The 24,984-nt window shown below is 71.3% G+C and carries 24 protein-coding genes; 11 read left to right on the top strand and 13 right to left on the bottom strand.

What is annotated here, in order from left to right:
* Positions 1–2 precede the first annotated feature (2 nt).
* Positions 3–413 (top strand): alternative ribosome rescue aminoacyl-tRNA hydrolase ArfB, encoded by a 411-nt coding sequence (gene arfB, locus WDZ95_RS14950; protein ID WP_425779511.1) that lies wholly within the window; start codon positions 3–5, stop codon positions 411–413.
* A 172-nt stretch (positions 414–585) separates the two neighbouring features.
* A complete protein-coding gene (locus WDZ95_RS14955; protein WP_425779513.1) occupies positions 586–1,326 on the top strand; it encodes a hypothetical protein in 741 nt (246 codons plus the stop codon).
* Positions 1,327–1,329: 3 nt separating this feature from the next.
* Here the strand turns inward: WDZ95_RS14955 and WDZ95_RS14960 are convergent, their stop codons facing one another.
* Together WDZ95_RS14960 and WDZ95_RS14965 are read right to left on the bottom strand one after the other, a co-directional pair.
* Complete coding sequence (locus WDZ95_RS14960; RefSeq protein WP_425779515.1) at positions 1,330–2,697, bottom strand: GAF domain-containing protein; 1,368 nt, start codon at positions 2,695–2,697, stop codon at positions 1,330–1,332.
* A 19-nt stretch (positions 2,698–2,716) separates the two neighbouring features.
* A complete protein-coding gene (locus WDZ95_RS14965; RefSeq protein ID WP_425779517.1) occupies positions 2,717–3,208 on the bottom strand; it encodes a hypothetical protein in 492 nt (163 codons plus the stop codon).
* Positions 3,209–3,310: 102 nt separating this feature from the next.
* Here WDZ95_RS14965 and WDZ95_RS14970 point away from each other — a divergent pair, with 102 nt between their 5' ends.
* On the top strand, positions 3,311–3,913 hold the full coding sequence (locus WDZ95_RS14970) for a TetR/AcrR family transcriptional regulator (protein WP_166228865.1): 603 nt from the start codon (positions 3,311–3,313) through the stop codon (positions 3,911–3,913).
* Positions 3,914–3,975: 62 nt separating this feature from the next.
* Positions 3,976–4,863 (top strand): alpha/beta hydrolase, encoded by an 888-nt coding sequence (locus WDZ95_RS14975; protein WP_425779519.1) that lies wholly within the window; start codon positions 3,976–3,978, stop codon positions 4,861–4,863.
* Positions 4,864–4,875: 12 nt separating this feature from the next.
* On the opposite strand, the gene WDZ95_RS14980 is transcribed toward WDZ95_RS14975, so the two are convergent.
* A complete protein-coding gene (locus tag WDZ95_RS14980) occupies positions 4,876–5,352 on the bottom strand; it encodes a MarR family winged helix-turn-helix transcriptional regulator (protein ID WP_166228869.1) in 477 nt (158 codons plus the stop codon).
* A 94-nt stretch (positions 5,353–5,446) separates the two neighbouring features.
* On the opposite strand from WDZ95_RS14980, the gene WDZ95_RS14985 reads away from it, so the two are divergent.
* Genes WDZ95_RS14985 through WDZ95_RS15000 form a run of 4 tightly spaced genes read left to right on the top strand, consistent with a single transcriptional unit; the run spans position 5,447 to position 8,876 of the window.
* Positions 5,447–6,652, top strand: coding sequence for a 3-hydroxybenzoate 6-monooxygenase (locus WDZ95_RS14985; protein WP_425779521.1), 1,206 nt, complete (start codon positions 5,447–5,449; stop codon positions 6,650–6,652).
* Positions 6,653–6,666: 14 nt separating this feature from the next.
* Complete coding sequence (locus tag WDZ95_RS14990; protein WP_425779523.1) at positions 6,667–7,725, top strand: cupin domain-containing protein; 1,059 nt, start codon at positions 6,667–6,669, stop codon at positions 7,723–7,725.
* A gap of 14 nt (positions 7,726–7,739) precedes the next feature.
* Positions 7,740–8,441, top strand: coding sequence for a fumarylacetoacetate hydrolase family protein (locus WDZ95_RS14995; protein WP_166228875.1), 702 nt, complete (start codon positions 7,740–7,742; stop codon positions 8,439–8,441).
* A 39-nt stretch (positions 8,442–8,480) separates the two neighbouring features.
* Positions 8,481–8,876: a YbaN family protein gene (locus tag WDZ95_RS15000; protein WP_425779525.1), complete on the top strand. Its 396-nt coding sequence runs from the start codon at positions 8,481–8,483 to the stop codon at positions 8,874–8,876.
* Here the strand turns inward: WDZ95_RS15000 and WDZ95_RS15005 are convergent.
* The 4 genes from WDZ95_RS15005 to WDZ95_RS15020 all read right to left on the bottom strand — a co-directional run bounded on the left by WDZ95_RS15005 (position 8,873) and on the right by WDZ95_RS15020 (position 13,981).
* Positions 8,873–10,072 carry a phosphoglycerate kinase gene (locus tag WDZ95_RS15005; protein WP_425779527.1) on the bottom strand — a complete coding sequence of 400 codons (1,200 nt, stop codon included), beginning with the start codon at positions 10,070–10,072 and terminating at the stop codon, positions 8,873–8,875. The genes WDZ95_RS15000 and WDZ95_RS15005 overlap by 4 nt on opposite strands.
* 70 nt (positions 10,073–10,142) lie before the next feature.
* On the bottom strand, positions 10,143–11,852 hold the full coding sequence (locus WDZ95_RS15010) for a phosphoethanolamine transferase (RefSeq protein ID WP_425779529.1): 1,710 nt from the start codon (positions 11,850–11,852) through the stop codon (positions 10,143–10,145).
* A gap of 51 nt (positions 11,853–11,903) precedes the next feature.
* The gene (locus WDZ95_RS15015; protein WP_425779531.1) at positions 11,904–13,259 is read right to left on the bottom strand and encodes a histidine kinase dimerization/phospho-acceptor domain-containing protein; all 1,356 of its coding nucleotides are present in this window, start codon (positions 13,257–13,259) and stop codon (positions 11,904–11,906) included.
* A complete protein-coding gene (locus WDZ95_RS15020) occupies positions 13,256–13,981 on the bottom strand; it encodes a response regulator (RefSeq protein ID WP_166228885.1) in 726 nt (241 codons plus the stop codon). Before WDZ95_RS15020 ends, WDZ95_RS15015 begins: the two co-directional genes overlap by 4 nt.
* Positions 13,982–14,090: 109 nt before the next feature.
* Between WDZ95_RS15020 and WDZ95_RS15025 the strand changes: the two genes are divergently transcribed.
* Entirely contained in the window at positions 14,091–16,748 is a 2,658-nt protein-coding gene (locus WDZ95_RS15025; RefSeq protein ID WP_425779533.1) for a sulfatase-like hydrolase/transferase, read from the top strand.
* A 16-nt stretch (positions 16,749–16,764) separates the two neighbouring features.
* Here WDZ95_RS15025 and WDZ95_RS15030 read toward each other — a convergent pair whose 3' ends face one another.
* The 5 genes from WDZ95_RS15030 to def are packed head-to-tail and all read right to left on the bottom strand — an operon-like array spanning position 16,765 to position 19,854.
* Positions 16,765–17,100 carry an AzlD domain-containing protein gene (locus WDZ95_RS15030; RefSeq protein WP_166228887.1) on the bottom strand — a complete coding sequence of 112 codons (336 nt, stop codon included), beginning with the start codon at positions 17,098–17,100 and terminating at the stop codon, positions 16,765–16,767.
* Complete coding sequence (locus WDZ95_RS15035) at positions 17,093–17,836, bottom strand: AzlC family ABC transporter permease (protein ID WP_425779536.1); 744 nt, start codon at positions 17,834–17,836, stop codon at positions 17,093–17,095. The genes WDZ95_RS15030 and WDZ95_RS15035 overlap by 8 nt, the downstream gene beginning before the upstream one ends.
* On the bottom strand, positions 17,833–18,789 hold the full coding sequence (gene fmt / locus WDZ95_RS15040) for a methionyl-tRNA formyltransferase (protein WP_425779538.1): 957 nt from the start codon (positions 18,787–18,789) through the stop codon (positions 17,833–17,835). Before fmt ends, WDZ95_RS15035 begins: the two co-directional genes overlap by 4 nt.
* A gap of 40 nt (positions 18,790–18,829) precedes the next feature.
* Positions 18,830–19,336, bottom strand: a complete 507-nt coding sequence (locus WDZ95_RS15045) for a hypothetical protein (protein WP_425779540.1) — start codon at positions 19,334–19,336, stop codon at positions 18,830–18,832.
* A complete protein-coding gene (gene def, locus WDZ95_RS15050; protein WP_425779542.1) occupies positions 19,333–19,854 on the bottom strand; it encodes a peptide deformylase in 522 nt (173 codons plus the stop codon). The genes WDZ95_RS15045 and def overlap by 4 nt, the downstream gene beginning before the upstream one ends.
* 258 nt (positions 19,855–20,112) lie before the next feature.
* Between def and WDZ95_RS15055 the strand changes: the two genes are divergently transcribed.
* Positions 20,113–21,348, top strand: coding sequence for a LysM peptidoglycan-binding domain-containing protein (locus tag WDZ95_RS15055; RefSeq protein WP_425779544.1), 1,236 nt, complete (start codon positions 20,113–20,115; stop codon positions 21,346–21,348).
* Between the two features lie 12 nt (positions 21,349–21,360).
* Entirely contained in the window at positions 21,361–22,461 is a 1,101-nt protein-coding gene (gene dprA, locus WDZ95_RS15060) for a DNA-processing protein DprA (RefSeq protein ID WP_425779545.1), read from the top strand.
* Positions 22,462–22,479: 18 nt separating this feature from the next.
* Here dprA and WDZ95_RS15065 read toward each other — a convergent pair whose 3' ends face one another.
* The gene (locus WDZ95_RS15065; protein WP_425779547.1) at positions 22,480–24,933 is read right to left on the bottom strand and encodes a DUF1631 family protein; all 2,454 of its coding nucleotides are present in this window, start codon (positions 24,931–24,933) and stop codon (positions 22,480–22,482) included.
* Positions 24,934–24,984 lie beyond the last annotated feature (51 nt).

Below are 24,984 nucleotides of genomic sequence, written 5' to 3' on the forward strand. Positions count from 1 at the left end.
GCATGCCCGCGCCGCCAACCATCGACCCCGCCGAGGTGGACTTCACCGCCATCCGCGCGCAGGGCGCGGGCGGGCAGAACGTGAACAAGGTCAGCAACGCGGTGCATCTGCGCTTCGTGGTGCGCAGCTCGTCGCTGCCCGAGGCGGTGAAGGCGCAGCTGCTCGCGCTGCACGACACCCGGCTCACGCAAGAGGGCGTGATCGTCATCAAGGCCCAGGGCAGCCGCAGCCTCGAGCGGAACAAGGCCGAGGCGCTCGCGCGCTTGCAGGCCCTGGTCGACGCCGCGGCCGTGGTGCCCAAGCAGCGACGCGTCACGCGGCCCACGCGCGCCTCGCGCGAACGCCGGCTCGAAGGCAAGGCCCAGCGCGCCTCGGTCAAGCGCAGCCGCGGCCGTTTGAGCGGCCTCGACTGAGCCCGCCTTCCCCCAGGCGGGGGAGGCTTAAGGACTTTTTAGCAAGCGCTTAAGCCCTATTTAGCGGCGCGCCCAGGGCCGTCTGCGGAGACTTCCCGGCATGGCGCGGCGGTGCATGGGGCACCCCCGGCCAACCCCCATGCCGGCCGGGGCCGGCGCTTCAGGAACCACCATGCAATCGAACGCCATCGAATTCAACGCCATCGCCGCGACCGCCCGCACGGGCGAGGGTCGCTTCAACCTGTACGCGGGCATCCACAAGGCGCTGCGCCACACCATGACGGACACGCTGATCGCGCTGGGCCGCACCGACGCGGCCGACGAAGCCGCGCTGCGCAACGCCTGCGACCGCATGGTGGAGCTCATGGAGATGTGCGAGCGCCACCTGGAGCACGAAAACCGCTTCATCCACACCGCGTTGCAGCTGCGCTGCCCCGGCGTGTGTGATGCGGTGGCCCGCGAGCACGAGGACCACCTGCGCGCCACGCAACAGCTGAGCGCGGCCGCCCGCGGCATGGCCGCCGTGCCCGCGGAGCAGCGTGCCAGTGCGATGCATGCGCTGTACCTCGCGTTGGCCCTGTTCGTGGCAGACAACCTGCAGCACATGCATGCCGAGGAAACGCGGCACAACGCCGCGCTCTGGGCCGCCTACGACGACCTCGAACTCATCGCCCTGCACGACGCGCTGGTGGCCAGCATCCCGCCCCAGGAAATGATGCAGACGCTGCACTGGATGCTGCCGGCCGTGAACGCGACCGAGCGCCTGGGCCTGCTCAACGACCTGCAGGCCAAGGCGCCCGCCCCGGTGTTCGACGCGGTGCTGGACCTCGCGCGCCTGCGCCTGAATCAGCCCGACTTCGCCCGGCTCGCGCGCGGCGTCAACCTGCCGCCGGTGCCGGGGCTGGTGGTCTGAGCCTCAGTCGCTCTCGATCAGTTCGACCGGCGCAAGCGCGTCGAAGCGGAAGCAGCCGCGGCCGGTCTTCTGCAGGCGCAGCGACGGGCACTGCTCGGTCAGGCGGCGGTGCAGCAGCAGCAGCCGCGCCTCGAGGTTGTCGCTGACGTCGGGCAGCCCCAGCGAGGCGTCGAGCCGCAGTTCGCGGTTGGTGAACTCGTGGCGGCCCTCGCGGTGATGGGTCAGCAGCTTCCACAGGATCGCGCCCGCCACGCCCTTGATGAGGTAGGCGTTGTTGACGAACACGCTGTCGTCGCGCCGGTAGCGGCGCACGCGCAGCGGTGCGGCCGCGGGTGCCACGGCTTGCGGCGCGTTGGCGTCGGGCTCGCTGCCGCAAGGCTCCTCGCTTTCGTGCATGAGGTCGATGCCCGCGGCCAGTTGGCCGCCGAGCGCCACGAGCAGGTCTTCGTCTTCGTGGTTGAAGCGCATTTCCTGCCCGCACTCGACGAACAGCACGCCCACCACGCGCCCCGCCGACGCCAGGGGCACCGCGAGCTGACTGCCCGGGCGCGCCAATCCGGGGTAGGCAATCTCGGCCTGGGCGTCGCGGCCGTAGCCGCCGAGAACGGCCTGGTTGTAGAGCGCGGCGCTCGTCATGTGGTTGATGCGCAGCGGCGTGGCCGCGCGCGCGGCCACGCCGATCACGCCCTGCCCGAACGGGATCTCGGAGCCCACGCCCGAGGGCGTGTAGCCGCGGCTGGCCACGGTGTAGAGCCGGCCCGCGGCGCTATCGGCGATCAGCACCATGGCCTGCGGCATGTCGAGCTCGTGCTGCAGCACGTCGAGCGCCGCTTCGATCAGCGCATCGAGCGTGCGCGCGGCCCCGAGCCGCTGGCTGGCGCGGCTCAGCACCGGCAGGGCCGCGGGCCGGGCCTGCGGCGCCGGCAGCGGCGAGGGGTGGGGCGCCACCGGCACGCGCTCGATGGCCAGCACCTCGTGGATGTCGGCGCCGCGCAGCACGAACACCTCGTCGAGACCACTGTGCGAGGCGATGCCCGCGAGCTGCGCCTTCATGCGCTCGAACACCGCGCCACCGGTTTCCGTGCGCAGGTAGCGCAGGTGCAGGCGGTAGAAGGCCATGCTGATCGGGTGCACCAGCAGCACCGTCGAGCGGGGATGCGCGAGCAGGTTCTGCCGCGTGCGGTTGAAGAACTGGAAGGACAGCGCCACGTGGCGCTCGTCCACGTGGTGCACCTGGGACAGGTAGGCCACGTTCGGCGTGCCGTCGGCGGCCACGGTGGCCATCACCGCGGGGACAGCGCCCTCGAGCGCGGGCCGCAGTTCGTCCATGCTGCCGCGTTCGAGGCGCGCGAGGTCCAGTGGGGCGTTCATGGCAGGTGCGTCGCGGCGTTCAGTGGGCCGACACCTGGCGCCCGGCCTGCGGGCCCGGGGTCTGGTCGTAGGCCTCGTCGGGCTCGAACTCCACGGCCACCAGGTCGCCCGGGGCGTGGGCCAGCAGCGCGTGCGCGCACACCGGCGCGAAGCCCACGGCCGCCACCTCCTCCTCCATCGAGCGCAGATAGCGTTCGAGGTGGGGGGTGTCGTCGGCGCGGGTTTCGCGGATGCGCACGCGCCGGCTCTTGAACTGCACCGTGAGGTGGGTGCTGGGCTGGCTGAAGACCGCGGCGAGCCGGCCGCTGCTGGCGATGTCGGCCAGCAGCTGGGCGGCCTGGGCGCGCCCCAGGTAGGCGGTGATGCGGCGGCCCTCGTCCTCGATGCGGCTGCCCACGGCACGCATCACGCTGGGCGTGAGCGCGGGGTCGCAGCTGCAGAGCATGAGCGACACCCCCTTGGCCATCATGGCCAGGAACTCGGGCTTGAGGGGTGGAAGGGGCTTGTCCAAGGCGGCCACCGGCGGTTGGCGCGGATCATAGTCAGGCTTTGGTCACCGTCCAAGCACCGCGGCGCTTGCTTTTTCGCACGATCGTGCGCAGAATGCGCCGCCATGGACGCCCGGACCCAGAAAAGCGAAATGACGCGCGCCGCCATCGTCGGCGCCGCGCTCGACCTGGCTTCGGCTGAGGGCCTGGAGGCCATCACGCTGCAGGCGGTGGCCGATCGCATCGGACTCTCCAAGAGCGGCGTGTTCTCGCGCGTGGGCTCGCGCGAGGCGCTGCAGAAGGCCGTCATCGAGGAGTTCGGGCGCCGCTTCCTGGCCGACGTGTTCGTGCCAGCCATGCAGGCACCCAAGGGCCTGCCGCGCCTGGGCGAGATCGTGCGCCGCTGGCTGATCCGGCTGCGCGACGTTGAGGCCCACACCGGCTGCCTCTACACCTCGGGCGCGTTCGAACTCGACGACCGCGAGGGCGAGCTGCGCGATCTGCTGCTCAACGAGGTCACGCGCTGGCGCGCGGCCCTGCGGCGCACGGTGCTGCAGGCCATCGAGGCCGGCCACCTCAAGGCCGACACCGACCCCGAGCAGCTCGTGGGCGAGATCTGCAGCCTGGCCATCGGCTTGGTGCACGACGTGCGCTTCCTGCGCGACCCGCGCGCCGCCGAGCGCGCCCAGGCCACCTGGGACCGGCTGTTGCGGACCTACCAGCGCTGATCCCGGCCCGGCGCTTTTTTTTGACCATCTTTCGCACGATTGTGCGAATTCAGGAGAACCGCATGAACGATGCCCCGCTGCAAGCCGCCTCCGCCTTCTACGCCACGGCCCCCGGCACGCGCTGGATGCGCTGGGCCCTGGGCCTGTCCGAGCGCCTGTGGCCCTCGCTCGCGCTGCGCGGCGCCTACCGCCTGTTCGGCACCCCACTGCCGCCGCGCTGGCTGCACCGCCAGCGGCCCGAACTGGCGGGCTGGCTGGCCAGCGAATGGGCCTTCGAGCAGGCCAGCCTCACGCTCTACCTGCCGCCGCCCGGCCCGCACGGGCCGCTGGTGCTGCTGCTGCACGGCTGGGGCGGCCACGCGGCACAGATGCTGCCGCTGGCGCAGGCGGTGGCGGCGCAGGGGCTCCGGCCGGTGCTGATCGATCTGCCCGCGCACGGCCGCAGCCGTGGCAGCACCAGCAACCTGCCGCAATTCGCGCGCGCCATCGAGTACGCCACCGCACGCCTGCTGCAGCAGGGGCACGCGGTGCACGGCGTGGTCGCGCATTCGCTGGCGGCCAATGCGCTGGCCCATGCCGCGGCGCGCGGCCTGCCGGTGGCGCGGCTGGCGCTGCTGGCGCCACCCGCGTCGCCGCTGGCCTACACGCGCCTGTTCGCCGCGGTGTTCGGGCTGACGGAAGCCACGCGACAGCGCCTGCAGCAGCGCGTGGAAGCGCGCGAGGGCATCCTGATGCGCCAGTTCGAACCGGCCGCGGTGGGGCCGCGCGTGGCCCAGCCCACGCTGATCGTTCACGACCGCGAAGACCGCATCAACCGCTTCGCCGACGCCGAGGCGTTTCGCGACGCGATCGCCGGGGCGCGCCTCGTCGCCACGCAGGGCCTGGGCCACACGCGCCTGCTGCGCGACGCCCAGGTGGCGCAGGCGGTGACTGACCACCTGCGGCGCTGAGGCCGGCGCTGCTCAGCGGCCGGTTTCGCTGGGCGCGCGGCTCAACGCGTTGTTCTGGTCGACCACGATGCGCACCAGCCGCATGAATTCCGCGCGCTGGCGTTCGGTCAGCGGCGCGAGGATGAGTTGCTGCGCCGACAGCATGGCCGGCACCGCCTCGGCCAGCAGGCGCTCGCCCTCGGCGGTGAGCCAGAGCTGGCGCGCGCGGCGGTCGGTGGGCGCGGTGCGCCGCTCCATGGCGCCACGCTGTTCGAGCCGGTCGATCACGCCGCCGGTGGTCGAGGTGTCGAGCGCGATGCTGCGGGCGAGCGTGCGCTGGTCGATGCCGGGCTGGTTGGAGACGGTCTGCAGCGCCGCGTATTGCACCGGCGTCATGCCCAGGCCCGACAGCTCCTGCAAAAAGATGCCCACCGAGATCTGGTGCAGCCGGCGGATGTAGTGGCCCGGCTGGTCGTCGATGTTGACGCTGGTCGGCTCGGGAGTTGTCATGTCGGCACACGGTGAAAAGGTGGACACGATGCTATCAGAGCACTTATGATGAGTGTACTGACTATCAGTGTGCAATCTTTCAGAGGAGACACGCATGGCAACCACAGCCAGCGATCTGCCGGTGCTCGTGGCCGGCGGCGGCATCGGCGGCCTTGCCGCCGCCCTGGCCCTGGTGCGGCAGGGCTTTCGGGTGCAGGTGTTCGAGCAGGCGCCCGAGATCGGCGAGATCGGCGCCGGCATGCAGCTCGGCCCCAACGCCTTCTGGGCCTTCGACGCGCTCGGCGTGGGTGAGGCGGCACGCTCGCGCGCGGTCTACATCGACGAGATGGTGATGACCGACGCGATCGACGAAACCACCATCGGCCGCGTGCCCACGGGCGAGGCCTTCCGCCAGCGTTTCGGCAACCCCTATGCGGTGATCCACCGCGCCGACGCGCACGGCTCGCTGCTCGAAGGCGTGCAGAAAGCCGGCGACCGCGTGGGCTTTCACACCGCCACGCGCATCGAGCGCATCGAGCAGGACGCCGAGGGCGTGACCGTGTACGACCAGCGCGGCCAGGCCTACCGCGGCCAGGCGCTGATCGGCGCCGACGGCGTGAAGTCGGTGGTGCGCCAGCAGTTCGTGGGGGACCCCGCGCGCGTCACGGGCCACGTGGTCTACCGCGCTGTGGTCGACAAGGCCGACTTCCCCGAAGACCTGCGCTGGAACGCGGCCAGCCTGTGGGCCGGCCCCCACTGCCACCTGGTGCACTACCCGCTGCGCGGCGGCGAGCAGTACAACGTGGTGGTCACCTTCCACAGCCGCGAGGCCGAGGAATGGGGCGTGCGCGACGGCAGCAAGGAAGAGGTGCTGAGCTACTTCCAGGGCATCTGCCCGAAGGCGCGCCAGCTCATCGAACTGCCCAAGAGCTGGAAGCGCTGGGCCACGGCCGACCGCGATCCCGTCGAGCGCTGGAGCTACGGCCGCGTGACCCTGCTGGGCGACGCCGCCCACCCCACCACGCAGTACATGGCGCAGGGCGCCTGCATGGCGATCGAGGACGCGGTGACGCTGGGCGAGGCCTTGCGCGTGCACGGCGGCGACTTCGAGAAGGCGCTCGACCTGTACCAGCGCTCGCGCATCGCGCGCACCGCGCGCATCGTGCTGAGCTCACGCGAGATGGGTCGCATCTACCACGCCAAGGGCGTCGAACGCCTGGTGCGCAACGACCTCTGGCGCGGCCGTTCGCCCGAACGCTTCTACGATGCGATCGAATGGCTGTACGGCTGGCGTGTCGAGACCTGCCTGGCCCCGCACTGAAACGGAGATCCCGCATGAACGACCTCGGACGCCTCGAAGACCTGCCCGCCGACTACGTGGCCGCGCTGCGCGAGCGCAACCTGGTGCCGCTGTGGCCCAGCCTGCGCGGCGTGCTGCCGCCGCAGATCCCCACGCGCCAGACCCAGCCCACGCACTGGGCCTACCGCGACATCAAGCCGCTGCTGCTCAAGGCCGGCGAACTGACCCCGATCGAGAAGGCCGAGCGCCGCGTGCTGGTGCTCGCCAACCCCGGCCACACGCTCGAGAAGATGCAGGCCAGCGCCGCGCTGTACCTGGGCATGCAGCTGCTGCTGCCCGGCGAATGGGCCCCGAGCCACCGCCACACGCCCAACGCGGTGCGCATGGTGGTCGAGGGCGAAGGCGCGTGGACCACGGTGGACGGCGAGAAGTGCCCCATGAGCCGCGGCGACCTGATCCTCACGCCCACCGGCCGCTGGCACGAGCACGGCCACGACGGCACCGAGCCCGTGATCTGGCTCGACGTGCTCGACCTGCCGCTCATGTACTACCTCGAGGTGAGCTACCACCTCAACGGCGGCCGCCAGCAAACCCTGCTCGGCCGCGGCGACCAGGCCTATGCGCGCGCGGGCCTGGTGCCCACGCCGGTGTTCGGCCGCAGCGGCCAGCGTTACCCCATGCTGCGCTACCCCTGGGCCGACGCCCGGGCCGCGCTGCTGGCGCTGGCGGCCGACCGGCCCGACGCCGAGCACGTGCAGCTCACCTACACCAACCCCGAGTCGGGCGAGGACGCCGAGAACGTGCTGGGCTTTCACGCGCTCATGCTGCGCCCGGGCCAGACGCTCACGCTGCCCGCGCGCTCGCCGGCCTGCGTGTACCACGCGATCGAAGGCCGCGCGCGCGTGAGCGCCGCGAGCCAGGCCTTCGACCTCGCCGAGGCCGACACCTGCTGCATCCCCGGCTACACCGCCACCACGCTGGCCAACGCCTCGGCCAGCGAACCCGCCTTCCTCTTCGTGGCCGACGAATCGCCGCTGCACCGCAAGCTCGGCGTGTACGAAGTGCGTCCCGACAACCAACCGAACATGCCCTGAAGCCCGAGCGCGAAATGCCCCAGTACCTCTTCAACCCGCCCCCCGTGGCCGCCCTGCCGATCCGCGGCGAATCCACGCTGTTCCCGGTCAACCGCCTGTTCTTTGTGGGCCGCAATTACCACGCGCACGCGGTCGAGATGGGCAAGCCCGTCGACAAGTCGGTCGAGCGCCCGTTCTACTTCACCAAGTCGATCTCCACGCTCACGCCCTCGGGCGCGACCGTGGCCTACCCGCCGGAAACCGGCAACTACCACTACGAGATGGAGCTCGTGGTGGCCATCGGCCGCGCGGGCTTTCGCGTGAAGGCCGAAGACGCGCACGAGCTGGTGTACGGCTACGCGGCCGGCCTCGACATGACGCGCCGCGACCTGCAACTGGTGGCGCGCGACAAAGGCCGCCCCTGGGACCTGGGCAAAGACATCGAGCAGGGATCGGTGTGCAGCGAGATCGTGCCCATGCCCGGGCGCGTGATCGACAGCGGCGCGCTGGAACTGCGCGTCAACGGCGCCGAGAAGCAGCGCTCGGACGTGAACAAGCTGATCTGGGACATCCGCGAGATCATCCAGGACCTCTCGCTCTTCTACCACCTGCAAGCGGGCGACCTGATCTACACCGGCACGCCCGAGGGCGTGGGCCCGGTGGTGGCGGGCGACGTGCTCGAAGGCAGCGTCGAGGGCGTGGGCGGCGTGTCGCTCACCATCGCACCCGCGGCCTGAGCGGCCGCGGCGCCCAGGCGCTGGCTATCATGCCGGCGCATGGCGTCCCCTGAAGAAACCCCGCGCGCACTGCGCTGGCTGCTCTGGCTGGCCGGCAGCGTGTCGCTGGGCCTGGGCCTCGTGGGCGTGGTGGTGCCGGGCCTGCCCACCACCCCCTTCGTGCTGCTGGCCGCGGCCTGTTACGCCAAGGCCTCGCCTCGTCTGCACCGCTGGCTGCGCGAACACCGCTTCTTCGGCCCCATGGTGCGCGACTGGGAGGCCCACCGCAGCCTGAGCCGACGCACCAAGCGCATCGCCCAGGGCAGCATGCTCGTGATGGTGTCGGTCTCGGCCTGGGGCCTGCGCGAGCGGCCCGTGCTGCTCGCCGTGGTGCTGCTCGGCGCGGCGATCGGTGCGTGGGTGGTGGCGCGCATTCCCACGCGCCCGGACGCTTAGGCCTGCGCGCGGCGCGCGAGCACCTCGAACGCGGGCAGGGTCTTGCCCTCGAGCACCTCGAGGAAGGCGCCGCCGCCGGTGGAGATGTAGCCCACGTCTTTCTCGATGCCGTACTTGGCGATCGCCGCCAGCGTGTCGCCGCCGCCCGCGATGCTGAAGGCGCTGCTCTGCGCGATGGCCTGCGCGATGGCCTTGGTGCCGCCTTCGAAGGCCGCAAACTCGAACACGCCCACCGGACCGTTCCACACGATGGTGCCGGCGGCCTTGAGCTGCGCGGCCAGCTTCGCCGCCGTCTCGGGGCCGATGTCCAGGATCAGGTCGTCGTCGGCCACCTCGCTGGCCTTCTTCACCGTGGCCGGCGCGTCGGCCGCGAAACGCTGCGCCACCACCACGTCGGTGGGGATCGGCACCTCGGCGCCGCGCGCCTTCATGGCCTCGATCACGGCCTTCGCGTCGCCCACCAGGTCGGCCTCGGCCAGGCTCTTGCCGATCTGGTGGCCCGCCGCGAGCATGAAGGTGTTGGCGATGCCGCCGCCCACGATGAGCTGGTCAACCTTGCCCGCCAGGCTTTGCAGGATGGTGAGCTTGGTGCTGACCTTGGAGCCCGCCACGATCGCCACCAGCGGGCGCTTCGGGTTGGCCAGGGCCTTGGCGATCGCGTCCATCTCGGCCGCGAGCAGCGGGCCCGCGCAGGCCACCGGCGCGGTCTCGGCGATGCCGTAGGTGGTGCCTTCGGCGCGGTGCGCGGTGCCGAAGGCGTCGTGCACGAACACGTCGCACAGCGCGCCGAGCTTCTTCGCGAGCTCGGGGCTGTTCTTCTTCTCGCCCACGTTCAGGCGGCAGTTCTCGAGCAGCACCACCTCGCCCGGCGCCACGGTGAAGCCGCCGTCGACCCAGTCGGCCACCAGGCGCACGGGCTGGCCCAGCAGCTCGGCCAGGCGTTCGGCCACGGGGGCCAGGCTGTCTTCGGGCTTGAACTGGCCTTCGGTGGGGCGGCCCAGGTGCGAGGTGACCATCACGGCCGCGCCGGCGTCGAGCGCCATGCGGATGGCGGGCACGCTCGCGCGGATGCGCGTGTCTTCGGTGATGCGGCCGGCATCGTCCTGCGGCACGTTGAGGTCGGCGCGGATGAACACGCGTTGGCCTTTGACTCGGCCACTGGAACACAGGTCGGAGAAGCGGATGAATGCGGACATGGTGGGCGGGCGTGGTGCTGCGTCAGACGAAACCCGCATTGTAGGAAGGGCGCCTGCGGCGCCCTGGAGATCAGCCGGCGCTGCGCGCGCAGGGCGACAGCGCGTCGAGCGCGGGCAGGCGCGCACGGGTGCGCACGTCCATGAGGCCGAGCACCGAGTGGAAGTAGTTGTCGTGCGACATCGGTTCAGCCGCGCGCTGGCGCAGGCAGTCCAGCGAGAGGCCGGCGCGTTCGCGCAGGCCGTTCGAGAACCAGGCCACCATGGGCACGTGGGTCTGCTGATCGGGCGCGAAGGCGTAAGGCACGCCGTGCAGGTACAGACCGTTCTCGCCCAGCGACTCGCCGTGGTCGGACACGTAGATCAGGCCGGTGTCGAAGCTGCCGCGGTCGGCCTGGCCCTTGAGCCACTGCAGCGTGAGGTCGAGGAAGTGGTCGGTGTAGGCGATGGAGTTGTCGTAGGCATTGAGCAGCTGCTCCCGCGGGCAGTCGGACAGCGTGGCGCTGCGGCACTCGGGCATGAAGGGCTTGCGGTCGGCGGGCGCGCGCAGCGAGTAGGCCGGGCCGTGGCTGCCCATCTGGTGCATCACCACCACCACGCCGCGCGCGCTGCGCTGCGGGTCGAGCGCGGCGATGCGCCGTTCGAGTCCGTCGAGCAGGGCGGCGTCGAGGCACTCGCTGCCTTCGCACAGCCCCGGCACCGGGTGGTCACCGGCGAAGGCGTGCGGCACACGGTCGCACACGCCCTTGCAGCCGGCCTGGTTGTCCAGCCAGAGCACCGCGAGGCCGGCGCGCTGCAGCACGTCGAGCAGGTTCTGGTGCTCGGGCGGCTGGTCGCCGCCTTCGGCCCGCGTGAGCGGCGAGAAAAGGCAGGGCACCGAGACCAGGGTGTTGGTGCCGCAAGAGCGCACCTGGCTGAAGTTCACGAGCGAGCCCGTGGCCTGCCAGCGCGCGAGCGCGGGCGTGGTGTCGCGCGCATAGCCGTTGAGGCCGAAGTTCTGTGCCCGCGCGGTTTCGCCGACCACCAGCACCAGCAAGGGCGGGCGCGCCTGGTGGGTGTAGCTGGCGCCGAGCACGGCGTCTTCGCCCACCGGCAGCAGCGGCTTCACCTGACGCGGCAGGCGGTTGGCGGCCACGCGCGTCACCGAATACACGGTGTTGAGCGGGTTCGCCATGTAGCGCAGCTCTTTGTGGTTGCGCATCAGCGAGGCCAGGCCCTGGTAGCTGAGCAGGGCCACGACCACGGTCAGCGCCAGGCCACCGAGCACGCCCAGCGCATTGCGCCGCACGCGCGGCCAGGCCCGGCCCCAGAGAGGCGCGCGGCGCCACAGGGCCCACAGCGGCAGGCCGGCCACCGCCAGCAGCGCGGCCGGCAGCTGCCAGGTGAGCAGGTCCCGCACCTCGCGCGCGTCGGTGTTGAGCGCGTTGGCGAGCATGGTGGGGTCCATCACCACGCCGTACTGCCACATGAAATAGCTGTTCGCACCCGCCACCAGCAGCAGCACGCTGGCGGCCACACGGAACACCCGCGGCCAGGCCAGCAACCACAGCAAGGTGGCGATGCCGCCCGCCACCACCAGCCCCAGGCCCACGATCAGCGCCGCACGTTGTGCCAGCGTGCCGCCCAGGCCGTTGATGTGTTGCCACAGCGGCAGGTTGCCGGCGGTGGCCAGCCAGAGCGCGATGCCCCAGACAAAAAACGCGGGGCCCGCGGCGGCGCCGGGCGCGCGGGCGCGATCGGCGCCGGCGAAGCGCCACCAGGTCAACGGAGACCGGATCTGCATGGAAGGCTTTCGGGAGAGGATGAACAACCCCCGGAGCGTCGACGCGCCGCGTTAAGCCTGCCTTAGACCGGCCTCCCAGCGCAGCGTGAAGCGGGTGGTCATGGGCGCCTCCCCCGCATCGATGACCAGGCGCGCTCCGATCTGCTCGGCGATGCGCTCCACCAGGCGCAGGCCCAGACCCAGGCCGCCCGATTCGGCGGGAAGCGGTTCGACGGCATTGGCGCGCCGGCCGTCGTCGCTCACCGACACGCCCTCGGCATCGGCGGTGCGCCAGACCTGCACCACCACCTGCGTGCCGCGCGGCGTGTGGCGCAGCGCGTTCGCGATGAGGTTGCGCAAGGCCAGCTCGAGCAGCAGCGGCTGCGCGCGCACCACCACCGAAGCCTCGGGCTGCACGAGCGAAAGTTCGTGCCCGCTCTCGTGCGCACCCTGCGCGTGCGACGCGATCAGGCGCGCCGCGAGCTCGCCCAGCGCCACATCGTCGCCCGCGGCCCCGGCCGTCTGCCCGCTCTGGCGCTGGGCGCGCGCGAGGTCGAGCAACTGGTTGAGGATGCGGCCCGCGCGCAGGGATTCCTGTTCGAGCTGGGCCAGGCGCTCGGGCGAAGGATCGTGCTGCACCGCACGCGCCTGCAAGGCCAGCGCCGCCAGCGGCGTGCGCAATTCGTGCGCCACGTCGGACGCGAACGCGCGCTCGCGCTGGGCGCGCGCCTGCAGCGTGTCGACCAGGCCGTTGATGGCGCTCACCGTGCTGCCGAATTCGCGGAAGCGGTGCCGGGTGTCGAGGCGCTGGCCAGCAAAGCCATCGAGCGTTTCCACCTCCTGCGACAGCCGATCGAGGGGGCGCAAGCCGCGCCGCACCGTCCACCAGAGCAGCAGCAGCATCACGGGCAGCACCAGCAGCGCCGGCTCGGCCACGTGGGTGGCGATGTCGGCGCCCAGTTCGTAGCGCTGCCGCATGTCGGTGAGCACCAGCACACGGCGGTGACCCGTTCCTTCACCGGTCTGCACCGAAAAGGCCCGCCAGTGGGTGGGCAGTTGGGGCGCGTGCAGCTCGAGCGTGGTGAAGCCCGGCGTGGGCAGGCGGGACGGGTCGATGCCGCCCGCCAGGCCGTGGGTGTCGGTGACCAGGCGGCCCGCGTCCCACACCACCACCGCCACGTCCTGCAGGAATTCGTGCTCCAGGCCGCTCACGCCCTCGAGCGCGCGCGGCGACGCGGGCACCGGCTCGGCCATGAGCCAGAGCTTGGCCACGGCCACCATCTGGCCGTCGGAGAACTTGCGGGCCTCGCGCGACGCGGTGGACCAGGCCTGCGCCACCACCGCGAGCCAGATGACCAGCACCACGCCCAGCGTCCAGCGCAGCAGGTAGTGCCGGAGCAGGCGTTGCGGCGTGGGGGCGTCGCTCATCGGCCTGTGTGGGACGCGGCCGGCTCCGCCGCTTCGCGTGGGATGAAGTAGCCCACGCCGCGCACCGTCTTGATCAGCGACTCGCCGAGCTTGCGGCGCAGGTGGTGGATGTAGACCTCGATCGCGTTGCTTTCCAGGGCCTCGCCGAAGCCGTAGAGCGCCGATTCGAGGCGCGCCTTGGACAGCACCTGCGGACGCGCCTGCATGAGCGTGAGCAGCAGCGCGAACTCCTTGCCGCCGAGTGACACGGGCTGGCCCGCGCGCAGCACGGTGTGGGCGGCGGGATCGATCACGAGCTCGCCGTGCTCGATCAGCGGGTTGCTGCGCCCCCCGGCGCGGCGCAGCATGGCGCGCAGCCGGGCCAGCAGCTCGTTGGCGTCGAAGGGCTTGGTGATGTAGTCGTCGGCGCCGCCGTCGAGACCGCTGATGCGGTCGCTCACCCCGTCGCGCGCGGTCATGATGAGCACCGGCATGTCGCGGCGCGGCAAGGCGTTGCGCCCGGGCGCCGGGGCGGGCTGGCGGCGCAGGCGGGCCAGCAGGTCCAGGCCTTCGCCGTCGGGCAGGCCGAGGTCGAGCAGCAGGACGTCGAAGGGCTCCACCGCCAGCGCGTGCCAGGCGGCGTCGCGCGTGGTGCACAGGTCGACCGCATAACCCGCCTGTTTCAGGGCCACTTCCAGACCGCTGGCGATGCCGGCGTCGTCTTCCACCACGAGTGCGCGCATATCGAGTTGCCTGATATCGAAGAACAAGCGCCCGGATTATGGGCGGGCATCTTAGGCGAGCCTTAACTTTTTAAGTTTCGATTAACCGCGGCGCCCGACAGTGCGCGCCATGCCTTTCCTGTCCTTGCCCGCGGCCGACAGCCGCCCGCTGTCGCGCGCCGCGCTCTGGCTGTGCGGCCTGCTCCTGATCACCCTCTTGTGGGATGTCTCCGGCCTCGACCTGTCCGTGATGCAGGCGATCGGCGACCCCCAGGGCTTCGCCCTGCGCCACCAGTGGCTGCTCGAACGCGTGCTGCACGACGGTGTGCGCCAGGCCATGACCCTGGCCTTCGTGCTGCTGGTTGTGTGGGTGCTGTGGCCCCGCCTGGACCTGCCGCGCCGCGATCGGCTGGCGGTGGTGGCGGTGGTGCTGCTGTCGCTGCTGGCGGTGAACCTGATCAAGAACAAGAGCCTCACCAGCTGCCCCTGGGAGTTGCAGGATTTCGGCGGCGCGGCGCAGTACGTGTCGCACTGGGCCCGGGGCCTGGCCGACGGCGGCGGCGGGCGCTGCTTTCCGGGTGGCCATGCCTCCAGCGGCTTCGCCTTTCTGGCGCTGAGCCTGCCCTGGCTGGCACCCCCGGCCGGGGCCGCGCGGCGGCGCGACATCGGCCGGCGCTGGCTGGCCACGACGCTGGCCATCGGCCTGGTCGCGGGCGTGGTGCAGACCGTGCGCGGCGCGCACTACCCCAGCCACACGCTGTGGACCCTGCTGATCTGCGGCAGCGTGAGCGTCGCGGCCTGGGGCGCCTTCCGGGCCTTCGAGCCGGGCCGTCGCGGAGCCGGGCGCGCGCACCGCCCGCCTTCCTTGCGCAACCTGCTGCGCGTGCTGCGCCCCGTGCTGCTGCCCATGCTCGCCATGCTCGCGGTGCTGTGGCTCTCGCGCATCGGCCTGGCACTGTGGCAGTCGCCCCGCATCGTGGAGGTGCAGGCCTGGGGCCTGGTGTTGCGCCAGGGCCTGCGCTTCGACGGCGTGCTGCTCGGCCTGCTGTGGACCCTGCCCGCGGCGATCACGCCCTGGATGGCCCTGCATCCGGCCAGCGCGCGCGCCTGGGGCCGTTTCCTCTGGGCCTACGGACTGCTCGCGCTCCTGCTGCTGGCGTTCATGGAGTTGTCCACGCCGGCGTTCATTGCGCAGTACGACAGCCGCCCGAACTACCTGTTCGTGGAGTACCTGGGTTACGCGAAGGAGGTCGGCGGCACCCTGGTCAAGGATTACTGGGCGCACCTGCTGGCCGCCCTGGTGCTGCTGCCCGCACTGGCGTTGGGCTACGGCCGCCTGAGCCGGCCCGACCCGGCGCCGGCGCTGCTGCCGCTGTGGCAGGCGGTGCCGCTGTCGGTGCTGCTGCTGCTGTCGCTGGCCATCGCCGGGCGCGGGTCGCTGGGCCACCGGCCGGCCAACCCGGCGAGCGCGGCGCTCACGGCCGACCACCTGGTCAACGAGCTGCCGCTGAACTCGCTCTACACGCTGATGTACGCGATCTACCAGGCGCGCAAAAGCGAAGCCGGCATCACCTACGCCGAGATGCCGCGCGCGCAGGTGCTCGACACCGTGCGCCGCGAGACCGGCCTGCCCGCCGAAGCCTTCACCGACCAGGACCGCCCCACGCGCCACCACAGGGCCAGCCTGCACCCGCGCGCGCGCCCGCTCAATCTGGTGATCGTGCTGGAAGAAAGCCTGGGCGCCGAGTTCGTGGGCCGCATGGGCGGCCTGCCGCTCACGCCCAACCTCGACCGCCTGGCCGACGAGGGCATCTGGTTCGAGCGGCTCTACGCCACCGGCACGCGCTCGGTGCGCGGCATCGAGGCCGTGGTCGCGGGGTTTCCGCCCACCTCGGCCGTGAGCACCGTGAAGCTCGCGAAGTCGCAGCGCGATTTCTTCACCCTCGCGAGCTTCCTGAAGCCGCACGGCTACGAGTCGACCTTCTACTACGGGGGCGAGTCGCACTTCGACAACATGCGCAGCTACTTCATGGGCAACGGCTTCGACCGCGTGGTGGAGCAAAAGGACATGCCGCGCGACGCCTTCATCGGCACCTGGGGCGCGTCCGACGGCGACCTGTTCGACGTGGCCCACCGCGCCTTCGAGGCCCAACCCGCCGACAAACCCTTCTTCGCGCTGGTCTTCACCTCGTCCAACCACGCGCCCTTCGAGTTTCCCGAAGCGCCCTTCACACTGCACGAGCAGCCGCGCGCCACGGTGAACAACGCGGTGAAGTACGCCGACCACGCGCTCGGCCATTTCTTCGAGCAGGCGCGCCGCTCACGCTACTGGGACAACACGCTGTTCCTGGTGGTGGCCGACCACAACTCGCGCGTGTACGGCCCGTCGCTGGTGCCCATCGAACGCTTCCACATCCCGGGCCTGATCCTCGGCGGCCCGGTGAAGCAGCCGCAGCGCATCACCACGGTGGCGAGCCAGATCGACCTCGCGCCCACGCTGGTCTCGCTCATGGGCCTGAGCGGCGAGCGGCCCTGGATCGGCCGCGATCTCAGCGATCCTGCGCAACAACAGCGGCCGGGCCGGGCCATCATGCAGTTCGACAAGACGCAGGCCTACATGGAAGGCAGCGATGTGGCGGTGCTGCAGCCCGACACCTCCGCGCGCACCATGCGCTACGAGCAGGGCCAATTGCGCGACAACCCCGTGGCCAACCCGGCGCTCATCGAAAAGGCCCAGGCCCACGCGCGCTTCGCGCAATGGGCCTACCAGGAAGGCTGGCACCGCTGAGGCGCAGCGCCCGGCCTCACCAGCCCAGGCCCAGGCGCAGCGGCAGGTACACCGCCATGCCGCACACGATGGTGCCGAGCACGCCGCGCCGCCAGAAGAACCAGGCCATGCCGGCCAGGGCCGCGAAGAGGCGGGCGTCGCGCCAGGTGGTGATGAAGTGACCCTGGCTCATCACGACCTCGGGCACCACCACCGCGGCCAGCGCCGCGATCGGTGCGTACTGCAGGCCGCGCTGCGCCCAGTGCGGCAACGACCAGGGCTTGCTCGAGATCAGGAAGAAGCCGCGCGTGAGCACCGTGATGCCGCCCAGCAGCACGATGGTCAGAAAGGTCCAGGGATCGACGTCAAACATGGGCGCTCCCGGGGGCAGCGGGCCGCTGCTGTTCGATCAACAGGCACAAGGCCACCGCGCAGGCAATGGCCACCACGATGTTGAGCTTGAGCGGCAGGGCCCAGGCGGCCACCGCCGCCGCCCCGGCCACGCCCGCGGAAACCATGCGCAGCTTGGAGGTGGCCAGCGAGCAGGTGACGCCGAGCAGCGCGAGGATGCCCGCAAAACCCAGGCCCCAGTGCGTGGGAATCGCGTTGGCCAGCGCGATGCCGAGCAGGCTGGTGCCCATCCACGCGCCGTAGTTCACGGCGCAGTTGCCCATGAGGAAGGCCTCCTGCTGCGCGAGCTCCTCGCGCGTGCGGCCCGGGTGCGGGTACCGGCGCGCAAAGAACACATAGCTCAGGTCGCCCGTGACGTAGCCCGTGGTCAGGCGCTCCCAGCGCGGCAGGTGCATGAGGTAGGGCCGCAGGTGGGCCGAGAACACCACGAAGCGCAGGTTGACGCAAAAGGCCGCCACCAGGATCACCCACAGCGGCGCGCCGGCCGCGATCATGGGCACGGCCGCGAGCTGCGCGCTGCCCGCGTAGACGATGAAGGCCATGAGCACGGCCTCCATCACCGACATGCCCGACTTCACCATGGCCACGCCGGTCATGAGGCCCCAGGCCGAGATGCCCAGCGCCACCGAGGCCTGGTCGCGCACGCCTTCCAGGAACTCGGGGCGTGCGCGGTGTTCGCGCTTGAGGAAGACGATCATGTGGCGGCCCCGAGCCGCTGGCCGCGCGCGATGGGAAAGCCGCGCAGGAAATCGGCCGCGGGCAGGCGCTTGCCACCGGCGCGCTGCAGGCTGGTGAGCCGCAAGGCCCGCTCACCGCAGGCCACCACGATGCCGGCCTCGCCGGCGTCGAGCACCGTGCCCGGTGGGCCCGCGCCGTCGGCCGGCTGCGCGGCCCAGAGCTTGATGGTTTCGCCGCCAAGCGTGGTGCTCGCACCCGGGAAGGGATCGAAGGCCCGCAAGCGCCGCTCGATCGTGGCCGCGGGCAGCGACCAGTCGATCGCGGCCTCGGCCTTGTCGATCTTGTGCGCGTAGGTCACCCCTTCCTCGGGCTGCGGCTCGGCGCGCAGGCCGCCGCAGGCGGCGAGCTCCAGCGCCTCGACGATGAGCCGCCCGCCGAGCGGGGCCAGGCGGTCGTGCAGGCGCGCGGTGGTGTCGTCGGGGTGGATCGGCAGCGCCTCGTGCAAGAGCATGTCGCCGGTGTCCAGGCCTTCGTCCATCTGCATGATGGTCACGCCGGTCTGCGCATCGCCCGCCTCGATCGCGCGGTGGATGGGCGCGGCCCCGCGCCAGCGCGGCAGCAGCGAGGCGTGGATGTTCAGGCAGCCCAGGCGCGGCGCATCGAGCACCCAGCGCGGCAGGATCAGGCCGTAGGCCGCGACCACCATCGCGTCGGCCTGCGCCGCTTCGATCGCCTGCCGCGCGGCCGCGGCGTCGTCGGGGTACTTGCCGTCGAGGCGCAGGCCGCGCGGCTGGGCCACCGCAATGCCGCGCTCGAGCGCGAGCTGCTTGACCGGCGAGGCCTGCAGCTTCATGCCGCGGCCCGCGGGCCGGTCGGGCTGGGACAGCACCAGGGGCACGCGAAAGCCGGCGGCCAGCAGGTGCTCGAGCGCGGTCCGCGCAAACTCCGGCGTGCCGGCGAAGATGATGTTCATGAAAGAGGGGTGCGCGCACCGCGCTCGACGCGCGGCGGGCTCACGAGCGGTCGGGGAAGTCGTTGCTGCGGCGCTCGTCGGTGAACACGAGTTTGCGCACCACACCCTGGGGATCGATGTGCACGTGCGCCTGGCGCGGGTTGTTGAATTCGAGGAAGCGGTAAGTCCAGATGTCGCCCTTGAAGCTCCACACCTGTTCGACCAGCGCGGGGTGGCCCATGTGGCGCAGCACGTCCTCGCGCGTCCAGCGGTCGATCGCGATGTTCTGCTGCATCCAGCCGATGTCGAGCACCTGCTCGACGCGCCGCACCGCACCTCGGGCGTCGAGGTCGACGTTGTAGACCTGCTGGCCCGCGGGCTGGCGCGAGTACTGCAGCCGCGTGCCCTCGGGCAGCGCGTATTCGGCCGTGGGCGGGCCGAGGCGTTCGATCACCTGGGCCCGGGGCGTGCCCGCGGCCAGGCGCTCGGGCATCAGCGCACAACCCGTCACCGTGAGCACGGCGGCGAGCGCGGCGGCCAGGAGAGTGGTGCGGGTCGGGGTGTTCATGCGCGTTCGGCCTCGCGCTGGGCTTTCACCAGCTTGGACTTGATGCGGTTGCGTTTGAGCGGCGACAGGTATTCGACAAACACCTTGCCGACCAGGTGATCCATCTCGTGCTGGATGCACACCGCCAGCAGGCCCTCGGCCTCGATCGTGCGCTCCACGCCTTCGCCATCGAGCGCTCGCACGCGCACCGCGGTCGAGCGCTCCACACCGTCGTAGATGCCGGGCACCGACAGGCAGCCCTCCTCGCCCTTGCGCTTCTCGTCGCTGGCCCACTCGATCACCGGGTTGATCAGCACCATGGGCTGGTCGCGCGACTCGCTCACGTCGATGACGATGAGGCGTTCGTGGATGTCGACCTGCGTGGCCGCGAGACCGATGCCGTTGGCCTCGTACATGGTGGCCAGCATGCGCGGGATCAGCGCACGGATGCGCTCGTCGACCGCTGCCACGGGCTTGGCCACGGTGTGCAGGCGGGGGTCGGGAAAGCGCAGGATGGGCAGGGTGTCGGCGGGGTTCATGAGCGAAGACCAGGGCCGTCGACCGTGCTCAAACGACAACAGGCGGTGGCACGGAGACAGGCGGAAAGTGATGTGGCTATTTTCGCCACTTTTGCGACGGCGCGAAAAACCCTCTCCCCATAAACATTGCGCTGTCAATGGCTTGCGCGCAGAATCAAAGGCAACTTGTCAAGACGCGCGTGAGCGTGGCTGCGTGCAAGGCGGCCACCGCGAGGCCGCCCGACGCCGCCGGAACGCCGCGCCCAGGGGCCCCAGAACATGCCATCGACCACCCGCCTGATCTCCTCCATCGCCAGCGCCGTCGCCTGCCTCTGCACCGCCCAGGCGGTGCTGGCCCAGGGGGGTCCCGTTCCGGCCGAGCAGCGTTACCCTGTCACCCCCGAGCAACGCGAACGCGCCGGCCAGGTGGCCCAGGCGGGCGTGCCGCTTGCCGAGCTCGCACCCAACGCCCCCGACTCACACACGGTGAAGGCCGGCGACACGCTCTGGGGCATTTCGGGCATCTTCCTGCGCAGCCCCTGGCGCTGGCCCGAGCTGTGGGGCATGAACCTCGACGAGATCAAGAACCCGCACCGCATCTACCCCGGCCAGGTGCTCTACCTCGTGAAGGCCAATGGCCGCGCCATGCTGAGCACGCGCCCGGGCGGCGCGGGCGGTGAGCCGGGCACCATCAAGGTGTCGCCGCGCACGCGCTACGAATCGCTGTCCGACGCCGCCATCCCGCCGATCTCGCTGCAATCGATCGAGTCGTTCCTGAACGAGGCGCTGATCATCGATGAAGACACGCTGTCGAGCGCGCCGCGCATCGTGGCCGCCCAGGAAGGCCGTGTGCTGCTGAGCCGCGGCGACCGCGCCTATGCGCGTGCGATCTCGGCCGACGCCCCCAATGCCGCGCCGCTGGCCGTGGTCGATGGCCGCTCGGCGGCCTACCGCGTGTTCCGCAACGCCACGCCGCTGCGCGACCCGTCGACCGACGAAATCCTGGGCTACGAGGCGCAATACCTGGGCAAGGCCAACGTGATGCGCAGCGAAACGCGCCGCGACAGCGTCAACGGCAAGGGCGAGAAGATCAGCGAGATCGTGCCGGCCAGCCTCGACATCACGGCCGCCAAGGAAGAAATCCGCGTCGGCGACCGCCTGCTGCCCGAGCCCGCGCGCGAGTTCAGCAACTACGTGCCGCGCGCGCCGCAGGGCCGCCAGTCCGGGCAGGTCGTGTCGGTGTATGGCAATGCGGTCACCTACGCGGCCCAGAACACCGTGGTCACGATCAACCGCGGCAAGCGCCACGGCCTTGAGCCGGGCCACGTGCTCGCGGTGCTCCGCGAGAGCAACACCGTCACCGACACCACCGACAGCGCACGCCCCGTGCTGCGCCTGCCCGGTGAGCGCAACGGGCTCATGATGGTGTTCCGCACCTTCGATCGTGTCTCCTACGCCATCGTGCTCGACATCGCCGAAGGCGTGAAGGTCGGCGACCTGTTCGTCAATCCCTGAGCCGCATCGCGCATGCCGCGTGACGAGCTGGCCGCCTGGTTGCGGCTGCTCCTGGCGCCCGGCCTGGGCCGCGACGCCGCCCGGCAGTTGCTGGCCCGCTTCGGGCCTCCCGAGGCCATCTGGCAGCACGGCCCGCCCGACTGGCAGACGGTCGTCGGGCAACCGCTGGCCGACGCCCTGGAACACCCGCCCGAGGGCTTCGAAGCCACGGTGGAGGCCCACGCCCAATGGCTCGATGCCGCGCTCTCGCGGCAGGTGCTCACGCTGGGCGATCCCCTGTACCCCGCACGCCTGCTCGACCTGGCCGACCCGCCACTGCTGCTGTTCGTGCAAGGTCGCTCCGACGCCCTCGCGCAGGCCGCGCGGCTCGCGGTGGTGGGCAGCCGCAACCCCACGCCCCAGGGCGAGCAGAACGCGCGCGCTTTCGCACAGGCGCTGGCCGAGGCCGGGCTGTGCATCGTGTCGGGGCTGGCGCTGGGCGTGGATGGCGCTGCGCACGAAGGGGCCTTGGCCGGCGGCGGCTTCACGCTCGCCGTCGTGGGCACCGGCCTCGACCGCGTCTACCCCAGCCGCCACCGCGCGGTCGCCCACCGCATCGCCGAGCAGGGTGCGCTCATCAGCGAGTACCCGTTGGGCACGCCGCCGCTGGCCCACCACTTTCCGCAGCGCAACCGAATCATCGCGGGGCTGGGCCTGGGCACGCTGGTGGTCGAGGCCGCGCTGCAATCGGGCTCGCTGATCACGGCCCGGCTCGCGGCCGAACAGGGCAGCGAGGTGTTCGCCATTCCCGGCTCCATCCACTCGCCGCTGTCGCGCGGCTGCCATGCGCTGATCCGTCAGGGCGCCAAGCTGGTCGAGTCGGCGCAGGACGTGCTCGAGGACCTTCGCCTGGACGGGCCGCGCAGCGCCGAGCCGGCCCGGCCGCCCACCGCCGCTGAAGACGACGATCCCGTGCTGCAGGCCCTGGGTCACGACCCGCTGGGCCTCGACGAACTGCAGGCCCGCACCGGGCTGGACACCGCGCGGCTGCAGGCCCGGCTGCTGGACCTGGAGCTCGACGGCCGGGTGGCGCGCCTGCCGGGCGGCCTGCTGCAGCGGCAGGCGGCGGGCTGAGCCCGCGCCACGCGCCGATCAGGCGGCCAGCAGGCGGTCGGGGTTGGCGTCGAGCTTGGCGAGCGCCTCGCGCGTGGCGCGCACGGTGAGCGCTTCTTCCTCGCTCGGCACGAGCAGGCCGGCCTGCAGGTAAGAGGCCACGCGCGCCGACTGCATGAGGAAGCAGCGGCCCGCGTTGCTCACGAACAGATAGAGCTGGCCGTGCTGGCTGCGCCACGCCAGTTGCACGCTGCCGAGCTTGCCGTTGTGGTCGAGCCCGAACCAGGCGCCGATCTGCAGCTCGGCAGCCCAGCTGCGCATGGCCTCGTTGGGCTGGCTGCCGCCCTGGTTGATGACCTCGATGTTGCTCGCGTCGACCCCGGTGATCAGCTCGATGCTGTCGGCGTTGAGATCGAAGTCGCCCACGCCGCCCTCGGGCAGGTAGTCCTCGAGGTTGGCCAGGCGCTTGGCCAGGGTGTCGAGCTGGCTCTGCTCGATCGCTTCGGTGCGCGACATGAAGGCGTCGGCCAGGGTGTCGCTGACCGACTTGATGTGCTGGTCCTGCAGGGCTTGCGGGAAGCCGAGCAGGCCCATGCCCTTGCGCAGCTGCTGCAGGATGCCGGGCAGTTGCTGGATCACGCGCGCGCGGTCGTCGCGGTTGGGCTTGGCGCTCGCGGCCCACAGCAGGTCGGACGCCGCCTGCTTGAGCGCCTGCGTCTCGGGGCTTTTGATGCCGTTCTTGACGCTGGCCACGGCCAGCACGTCGACCCACACCTTGAACAGGAACTCGCGCACCTCGGGCCGCACCGGCACGTCGTCGAGCAGCTTGCGCAGCTCGATGGTGTACTGCACCGACAGCGTTTCCTTCTGCTCGACCTGCTGCGCCACGCTCACGAAACGGCTCGCGCCGCTTTGCTCGCTGAGGTAGGTGTTGAGGAATTTCTGGAATTCGTCGTAGACCAGCTGGAACACGCGCCGGCCGGTCTCGGGGTATTGCTCGATCACCTGCACCACGCGCTTGATCTCGGCCTCGAGCGCGGCCGAGCCGACGTTCGATTCGAAACCCATCACGCAGGAGCCCATGCGGTCGATCAGGCGCCGCGCCGGGTGCTGCAGGGCACTGAAGAATTCGGGCTCGGCCAGCGCCACGCGCAGCACCGGGATCTGCAGCCGCGCGAACCACACACGGATGCTGGGCGGAATGCGCTCTTCGGCCAGGATGGCCTGGAACATCAGCGCCACCACCTCGATGGTGGCCTTTTCGGTGGGCGTGGCAGCGGCCTGCTTGAGCTCCTGGGTGCGCTCGCGCAAGGCGCGCGCGGTGCGCTCCACGGTGCCGGCATCGGCGTAGGCGCCACCGGCGCCCGTGGCGGCCCCGGCCGCGCCCAGCGAAGCGCCCGTGCTGGGCGGGTAACCGACCGGCCGCATCATGGCCTGCTGCAGCGCCGGCGACGGCGGCATGACCTCGGTGGCCTCGAACTCGGGGCCCACGCGGTCGATCAGCAGGCGGCGCAAGCGCCCCACCACGCCCTGGGCACGCATGCGTGCGCGCGCCAGCGGCGACGCCCCCGTGAGCATGCGCGTTTCTTCGTGCACGCCACTGCCCGAGGCGGGGCCGCCGCGGCCGCTGTGGACCGAGCCCGCGTAGTGGCTGCTGCCGTAGCCACTGCTGCGCTGGCCAGCGCCGCCCGGGCCGGCGGCGCCGGCGCCGAAGCCGGAGGTGTTGCGCGCGCCCGGCGCGCCCGGGCCGGCGCGCCCGGGCTCCTGCACGCGGCGGAACGGGGCCTGCACCGGCGGCGTCGCGGCGTCGGCGCGCTGGGGCATGGGCGCGGGCGCCGTGGCGCCGCTGGGGTTGCGCTTGACCAGCGCCTGCAGGTCGATCTTCTCCATCACGCCGTGGGCCACCAGGTGCGCGTTGGCCGCCTTGTAGCCGTCGAGCAGCATGGCGCCCAGCAGCGGGGCGATCGCGTCCTGCACCATGGCCAGGCCGTCGCGGTCGAGGCCGGCGGCCTTCCACTGGTCCACGAGCAGGCGCGCCAGCACGTCGGGCAGCAGGATGTCGCTCTTGGACATCTCGGTGCGGCGCTCGAGGAACTGCACGCGCAGGCGCAGTTCGTTGAGCTCGGAGGAGGTCTTGTCGAGCACGCGCATGGCGATGCGCGAGGCGAGGATCTGGTCGTCGATGGCGCCTTCTGCCACCAGCTCGAGCTGGCCCGAGGTGCTGGCGCCGTCGCTCAGGCCGGCGCGCGCGGCCAGGTGTTTCTTGAGCGCGGTGCGGGCGTCTTCCACCCACAGCGCATGGCGCTTCTTGAACGTGCCCCAGGTATCGCGCCGCAGCTGGATCTCGGCCATGGTGCCGGCCTGATCGAGCAGGCCGGTGAGTCGCTGGTCGACAAGTTTGGCCAGTTCCGGCAGGGTTCGCCCGATGTGAAGCACGAAGCGCTCACGCGCTTGCTGAGCCAGGGCAAAGCCGTTTGCAGGGGGGGACGACATCCGGGCAGTATGACACGAAGACCCCCCTTTTCTGCCCGGAAGGCCCCGGGC

The organism is Hydrogenophaga sp. T2 (assembly GCF_049843535.1).
GTDB classification, from domain to species: Bacteria; Pseudomonadota; Gammaproteobacteria; order Burkholderiales; family Burkholderiaceae_C; genus Hydrogenophaga; species Hydrogenophaga crocea.